The sequence below is a fragment of the Corynebacterium mustelae genome (genome assembly GCF_001020985.1).
In the GTDB taxonomy this organism is placed as follows: Bacteria; Actinomycetota; Actinomycetes; order Mycobacteriales; family Mycobacteriaceae; genus Corynebacterium; species Corynebacterium mustelae.
In genome coordinates this window covers 3,385,522-3,391,554 of record NZ_CP011542.1, presented here as the reverse complement: position 1 = coordinate 3,391,554, position 6,033 = coordinate 3,385,522, and the positions used below count along the sequence as shown (strand labels likewise).

Below are 6,033 nucleotides of genomic sequence, written 5' to 3'. Positions count from 1 at the left end.
TGTTGGTAAATCCTTGTTTCTACTTAAATTTCTAAAACTCTAAAACGTCAATTGCTAAGTCACAGCCACATTGCAGGTTAACTAGCAGCTTGGCCACAACACCAATCGATCAGCAATCTGGTATCTGAAGTACCCATCACGCTGGCACACGCAATGGGGGTGTAGCGGCACAGATAAGATGCGGTTTTTCTTCAACGGGTTAGCAGCTACCTTATGTGTGTTTTGCGCCTTTCTATAGTCTTAACCATAAAGACTGATTACCGTTACCTTTCTGTAAAGAAACTCACCGCTTCATCCACATGTTAAAGCCGCTTGTTAGTCAATTGACCACGGCTTCCACAGAGTTATCCACAGCTGTGAATAACTCTTTAAATTACGCGTTTCACCAACTTATCCACAACCTGCAACAGTGATTGTGGATAACTGGTGATCGGAATTTATGTGATTTTACCTGCAATAACACCGCTAAACATCAAGATTAACAAGCGATATTGCAAAGTTATCCACAGGTATGGTTTCGCACAGCCTGTGAATGAGAATGTCAGAATCTATTGTTACTCGCTTGTTTGGAGGAATGTCTACATATGCATCGAATGCTATGGATGTAATTAGGCTTCACAGTAGCGATGAAATAACGGATAGATAACATCACCCAAGGCAGGGGCAAAATTTTTAGCCTGACCGGCAAGTGAATTACAAAAATGTCATTATTGGGGTGGTGCGGGGGTGCAAGCGTGTCGATTTGGTTTGCGCTGGTTAGTTCACGTAGTCTGTACAGGTCTGTCACATCAGTATCTTCCTACTGAATGTGCATTTTTAAGGAGAGAACTATCACCGGATCTTCCGCTGACTGTTTTGTGCTTTCTTATTGTTCCAGCATTATGCCGGTGTGTTAAAGAATGTGCTCCTTAACTATCATCATCCAACTTTGGGTGTTCTTTTTATCCCAGCTATTCAAGCTGAGCTAAAAGGCCCACCTGTTATCACCTACATTAGGAGTGTTTACCGTGACCAAGGGTAAGCGGACGTTCCAGCCGAACAACCGTCGTCGCGCGAAAAAGCACGGCTTCCGTATCCGTATGCGCACTCGTGCTGGCCGCGCAATTGTGGCTGCACGTCGTCGTAAGGGTCGTGCAAAGCTCACCGCTTAAGCGCACATACAACGCAAAGTAATAACAACGGTGCTCCCGCAACAGCACAAAATCACCAACTCCGAAGAGTTTCGTCAAACAATTCGGAAGGGTAAACGTGCAGGTGGGGGCACCGTTGTTGTGCATTTAAAGCACGAAAAATCTCCAAAGCCATCTGATGCTCAGACTAAAACTTTGACCGCTGTATCAAGTATCAAAGATCTGACCACTTCCCCACCACGATTTGGCCTCATTGTTTCCAAAGCCGTCGGAAATGCAGTTGTGCGACATGCGGTGAGTAGGAAACTTCGCCCAATCATGTTGGATCTGGTGTCTGAATTGGCCCCGGGAGACCGACTAATCATTCGAGCTCTACCACCAGCGGCCACCGCCACCTCGAAGGAGCTGACTGCTGATGTGCAAAAAGCACTTGGAAAAATCAAACGGCGCGGCTGAGACGTCGAAAAGCAAACATTCGCGTATCGCCCGGGCGTTTCGGTACCTAGTTCTTGGCTATCAACGATATCTCTCCCCGTTAAAATCCGGACCTAGTTGTCGGTTCGAACCCAGCTGTAGCGCTTACGCCTTAGGCGTTATCGAAGAATACGGCGCATTTTGGGGACTAATTAAAACCCTAGCCCGATTGGCGAAATGCGGACCGTGGCACCCTGGTGGCTATGATCCGGTTATCCCGAAATCGCGCAGCGATACCCAGTGGAAGAACTAAGAATATTCCACGGTTGAAAACTTATAAATAGTTGTTCTGACCAAAGCTAAGTACACTTTAGTTCCATAGCTTTAGCTTCACACCTTAGAAACATAAAATACTTGAGGAGTTTTGACTCACAGTGCTCAACTTCATTTACTGGCCAATCTCGGCCATCTTGTGGTTCTGGCACAAGGTTGTAAGCCTTGTCCTCAACCCGGATTCCGGCCTGTCCTGGGTACTAGCCATCGTCCTACTCACCGTCACCATCCGTGTGCTACTGGTGCGGCCGACAATTAAGCAAATGCGGTCCATGCGCAAAATGCAAGAACTGCAGCCGCGCATGCAGGAGATTAGAAACAAGTACAAAAACGACCAGCAAAAAATGCTGGAAGAATCCCGAAAACTACAAAAAGAAATGGGTGTTAACCCCATAGCTGGATGTTTGCCCATTTTGGTGCAAATGCCAGTATTTTTGGGTCTGTTCCATGTGCTTCGCTCCTTCAACCGCACCGGTACCGGTGCTGGCCAATTAGGTTTGAGTATCGAGCAAAACCGAATGACCCCCAACTACATCTTCTCTGCAGAAGATGTACAGTCCTTCCTGGACGCCCGAGTCTTCGGCATTCCACTTTCGGCATATATCTGGATGCCGGAAGATATGTATCAAGCCTTCCAACCAGTCGATTTCGACTGGTTGGACATCACCTGGGTGGCCGCACCGCTTATTATCATCATCGTCGTGGCTATCCATATGAACGCTCGACTCAGCATCGAACGTCAAAAAGCCCGGATTGCCTCCGGCAAGCAAAAGCCCGCCGGAAATGACCAAATGCAGATGCAGATGGACATGATGAACAAGATGATGTTGTGGTTCCTACCGCTGACCATCTTGGCCACCGGTGTTTTGTGGCACATTGGTTTGTTGTTCTACATGGTGTCCAATAACGTGTGGACTTTCTTCCAGCAGCGCTACGTCTTTGCCAAGATGGATGCGGAAGAAGAAGCTGAACTACAAGTAAAGCGCGATGCGAAACGAGCCACCGCGCCGAAACCTGGCCAACGGCCAGCTGGTAGCAAAAAGCGTAAGAAGCGCTGATTAGCTTTTCGACGTCTCGACCGCCGTCAGCATTGTGTCAATGTTTGATGGCGGTTTTCGCGTGTGAATTGCATGGGGTGAGGTGATTTGCCGTGTACAGTTTTTAGTGAGCAAATGGTGGCAGAAAACCTTATAGAGCCAAAACATGATCTTTCTGGTTGTACCCCACCAATTGACGTGATAACCGCAATGCAATGCAGAAAACGCATCTGGAAAGAAAAGGAATAGTGCGTGGTAGAGCAAGAACATCCCACCCCAACCGAAACCACCGCACCCAGTGACTTTCCCGCACCTGCTATTGCTGCAGAAATCTTTAAGGAAAACATCACTAACGCGATTCGCTACCATCACCTGCTTGCGACTGATGGATTAGAACGTGGGTTTATGGGCCCACGGGAACTACCCCGATTATGGGAACGGCACATCCTCAATTGTGCAGTTATCGGCGAGGCTATTAACCCCGGAGTCACCGTTGCCGACATCGGTTCTGGTGCAGGCTTACCCGGCATTCCTTTGGCACTGGCCCGACCGGATCTTACAGTTTTTCTGATTGAACCATTGCTGAAACGTTCCACGTTTTTATCCGAGGTGGTTGCATCCTTGGATTTGCCGAATGTGACAGTACTACGGGGTCGTGCTGAGGATAAAGACATTAAAAAACAGGTCGGCACCGTCGATGTGGTTACCTCCAGGGCGGTTGCACCGCTGGGTAAATTATGCGGTTGGTCGCTACCCTTGGTTGCCAAAGGTGGAAAAATGCTGGCCATGAAGGGTTCTTCCGTTCATGAAGAATTAGCTCGTGATGGTGCGCAGATTAAAAAAGCTGGTGGCGGTAAGGCGAAAATTTTTGTCGTCGGCGCACAATTATCGGAACCTACTACAGTGATCGAAATACCGAAGATTCGATAGAACATATGTGGTGTGGAATAGCCGGGAAATAGGCACTAATCTGGAAACGACAAAACCCCAATAAAACACGAAAAGATAGTTAGGTAGTCATGGAAGAAACGAACTGGGACGACACTCCTATCGCTGCAGCTGCGCGGCGTGCAGCTCAGGTGTTGACACCTAATACTCTCCAACTTCCACGGCCGCCAAAACCACGTCATTTGGTGGTGGCTAACCAAAAAGGTGGGGTTGGCAAAACCACATCTTCGGTGAACCTTGCGGCCGGTTTAGCGGTGGGGGGTTTAAAGGTGTTGGTAGTTGACCTTGATCCGCAGGGTAACGCGTCAACCGCATTGGGGGTTGACCACCGGGCAGGTACATTATCAAGCTACGAATTGCTTATCGGTGAATGCACCGCCGAACAGGCGATGCAACAATCCACTACCAGTGAAAACCTTTACTGTATCCCTGCCACCATTGATTTAGCGGGTGCCGAAATCGAACTAGTCTCAATGGTGCGGCGGGAGTATCGGCTCTCAGATGCTTTGCATTCCACATTCATCGAAGAAGCCGGTTTCGACTATGTTTTTATTGATTGTCCTCCCTCATTGGGATTACTCACCATTAACGCCATGAATGCCGTCAATGAGGTATTAATCCCAATCCAGTGCGAATACTACGCCCTGGAAGGTGTCGGGCAGTTACTTAATAACATCACGATGATCCGGCAGCATCTCAACCCAGATCTGCATATATCAGCGATTTTGCTAACTATGTTTGATGCTCGCACGAAACTTGCCGAGCAAGTATCGGACGAGGTGCGTGATCACTTCGGCGAGGTTGTCATGCGTACGAGAATTCCTCGTTCAGTGAAGGTCTCCGAGGCACCCGGTTTCGGCCAAACCGTTTTAACCTACGATCCGGGCTCAAGGGGTGCGATGGCGTATCTGGATGCTGCCCGCGAATTGGCTCAACGCGGTGACTACCCACCAACGCAGGACTCCGGCGCAATCGGGATGTCCCCGGAAAGCGGCGCGTCACCCGACGACTCTCCGGATGCCACCACTGACGATTTCCATGACTTTGATTCTCTTGCCACCAATGAGGAGGACTAACCGATGACCTCACAAGACCAGCGTAAAGGCGGGTTGGGCCGCGGACTTGCGGCGTTGATTACTGGTCAACCAGATTCCCGTCTGGGTCATGGTGCAGCCGATATTGTTATCGGCGGGGCAAGTGCGCCTGCTAGTGCCCAAACTACGTCAGGAAAATCCGGGTCCGCACAAAAGAAAAAGCCTGCCCAACGTGATGCAAACGGTGCTCGGATTAACCCGATTGTTGCTGAGGCCGCCGAACGGAATGCGGGACGGAAGAATGCGCCTGCTGCGCCGGAAACCGCAGCCGAGTATGGAGCGACGTATCAAGAAATTCCGATCGGGTTGCTGTTTCCCAATGAGAAGAACCCCAGGAAGGTTTTTGATGATGAAGACCTCTCGGAATTGGTGCATTCCATTAAAGAGTTTGGATTATTGCAGCCAATTATCGTGCGGGATTCCGGGGATGGCCGCTACGAAATCATCATGGGTGAACGTCGTTGGCGTGCCGCTTCCAAAGCGAAACTAAAAACCATTCCAGCTATTGTTCGCGACACCCCAGATAATTCCATGTTGCGGGACGCATTACTGGAAAACATCCACCGGGTGCAATTAAACCCATTGGAAGAGGCGGCAGCTTACGAGCAGTTGCTCAAAGAATTTGAGGTTACCCAAAACGAGCTTGCTGATCGGATCGGGCGTTCTCGGCCGGTAATCACCAATATGCTTCGACTATTGCAGCTGCCAGTGGCTGTGCAACGTAAGGTTGCTGCCGGGGTTCTATCGGCTGGTCATGCTCGCGCCCTGTTGGGGCTCAAAGCTGGCAAACAAACGCAAGAAAAACTCGCTGAACGGGTTGTGGCGGAAGGTTTGTCAGTGCGTGCTACGGAAGAAGCTGTGACACTGCTGAACCGAGGGGATAAGAAAATTCCAGCCCCGAAGCGGGAAAAAGCACCGACTCCAGAGTTTTTGACCCATGCTGCCGAATCGCTTGCTGATGATCTTGACACCAAAGTATCGGTGTCGATGGGTAAGCGCAAAGGCAAAATTGTTGTTGAGTTTGGTGGTCGGGAGGACTTTGAACGCATCATGGCCCTGTTAAGCCATAAGGGATGA

Annotated in this window: 7 protein-coding genes; all 7 read left to right on the top strand. The window is 49.6% G+C overall.

Going from position 1 to position 6,033, the window contains the following annotated elements; genetic code table 11:
* The first annotated feature begins 1,007 nt into the window (after window positions 1-1,007).
* The 7 genes from rpmH (at window position 1,008) to CMUST_RS15165 (ending at window position 6,033) form a co-directional block, all read left to right on the top strand.
* Window positions 1,008-1,151 carry a 50S ribosomal protein L34 gene (rpmH, locus tag CMUST_RS16460; protein ID WP_083987655.1) on the top strand — a complete coding sequence of 48 codons (144 nt, stop codon included), beginning with the start codon at window positions 1,008-1,010 and terminating at the stop codon, window positions 1,149-1,151.
* 30 nt (window positions 1,152-1,181) lie between these two features.
* Window positions 1,182-1,586, top strand: a complete 405-nt coding sequence (gene rnpA, locus CMUST_RS15185) for a ribonuclease P protein component (RefSeq protein WP_047263218.1) — start codon at window positions 1,182-1,184, stop codon at window positions 1,584-1,586.
* Window positions 1,587-1,611: 25 nt separating this feature from the next.
* Window positions 1,612-1,857, top strand: a complete 246-nt coding sequence (gene yidD, locus CMUST_RS16455; RefSeq protein ID WP_236690216.1) for a membrane protein insertion efficiency factor YidD — start codon at window positions 1,612-1,614, stop codon at window positions 1,855-1,857.
* 121 nt (window positions 1,858-1,978) lie between these two features.
* Window positions 1,979-2,935: a membrane protein insertase YidC gene (gene yidC, locus CMUST_RS15180; RefSeq protein ID WP_047263217.1), complete on the top strand. Its 957-nt coding sequence runs from the start codon at window positions 1,979-1,981 to the stop codon at window positions 2,933-2,935.
* Between the two features lie 297 nt (window positions 2,936-3,232).
* Window positions 3,233-3,844 carry a 16S rRNA (guanine(527)-N(7))-methyltransferase RsmG gene (rsmG, locus tag CMUST_RS15175; protein WP_047263726.1) on the top strand — a complete coding sequence of 204 codons (612 nt, stop codon included), beginning with the start codon at window positions 3,233-3,235 and terminating at the stop codon, window positions 3,842-3,844.
* A gap of 89 nt (window positions 3,845-3,933) precedes the next feature.
* On the top strand, window positions 3,934-4,938 hold the full coding sequence (locus CMUST_RS15170) for a ParA family protein (RefSeq protein ID WP_083987649.1): 1,005 nt from the start codon (window positions 3,934-3,936) through the stop codon (window positions 4,936-4,938).
* A 3-nt stretch (window positions 4,939-4,941) separates the two neighbouring features.
* Window positions 4,942-6,033, top strand: a complete 1,092-nt coding sequence (locus CMUST_RS15165; RefSeq protein ID WP_047263216.1) for a ParB/RepB/Spo0J family partition protein — start codon at window positions 4,942-4,944, stop codon at window positions 6,031-6,033.

Excerpts from the sequence above, each read along its gene's own strand:
- CMUST_RS15165 (WP_047263216.1), top strand. The coding sequence starts at position 4,942 with ATGACCTCACAAGACCAGCGTAAAGGCGGGTTGGGCCGCGGACTTGCG.
- CMUST_RS15170 (WP_083987649.1), top strand. The coding sequence starts at position 3,934 with ATGGAAGAAACGAACTGGGACGACACTCCTATCGCTGCAGCTGCGCGG.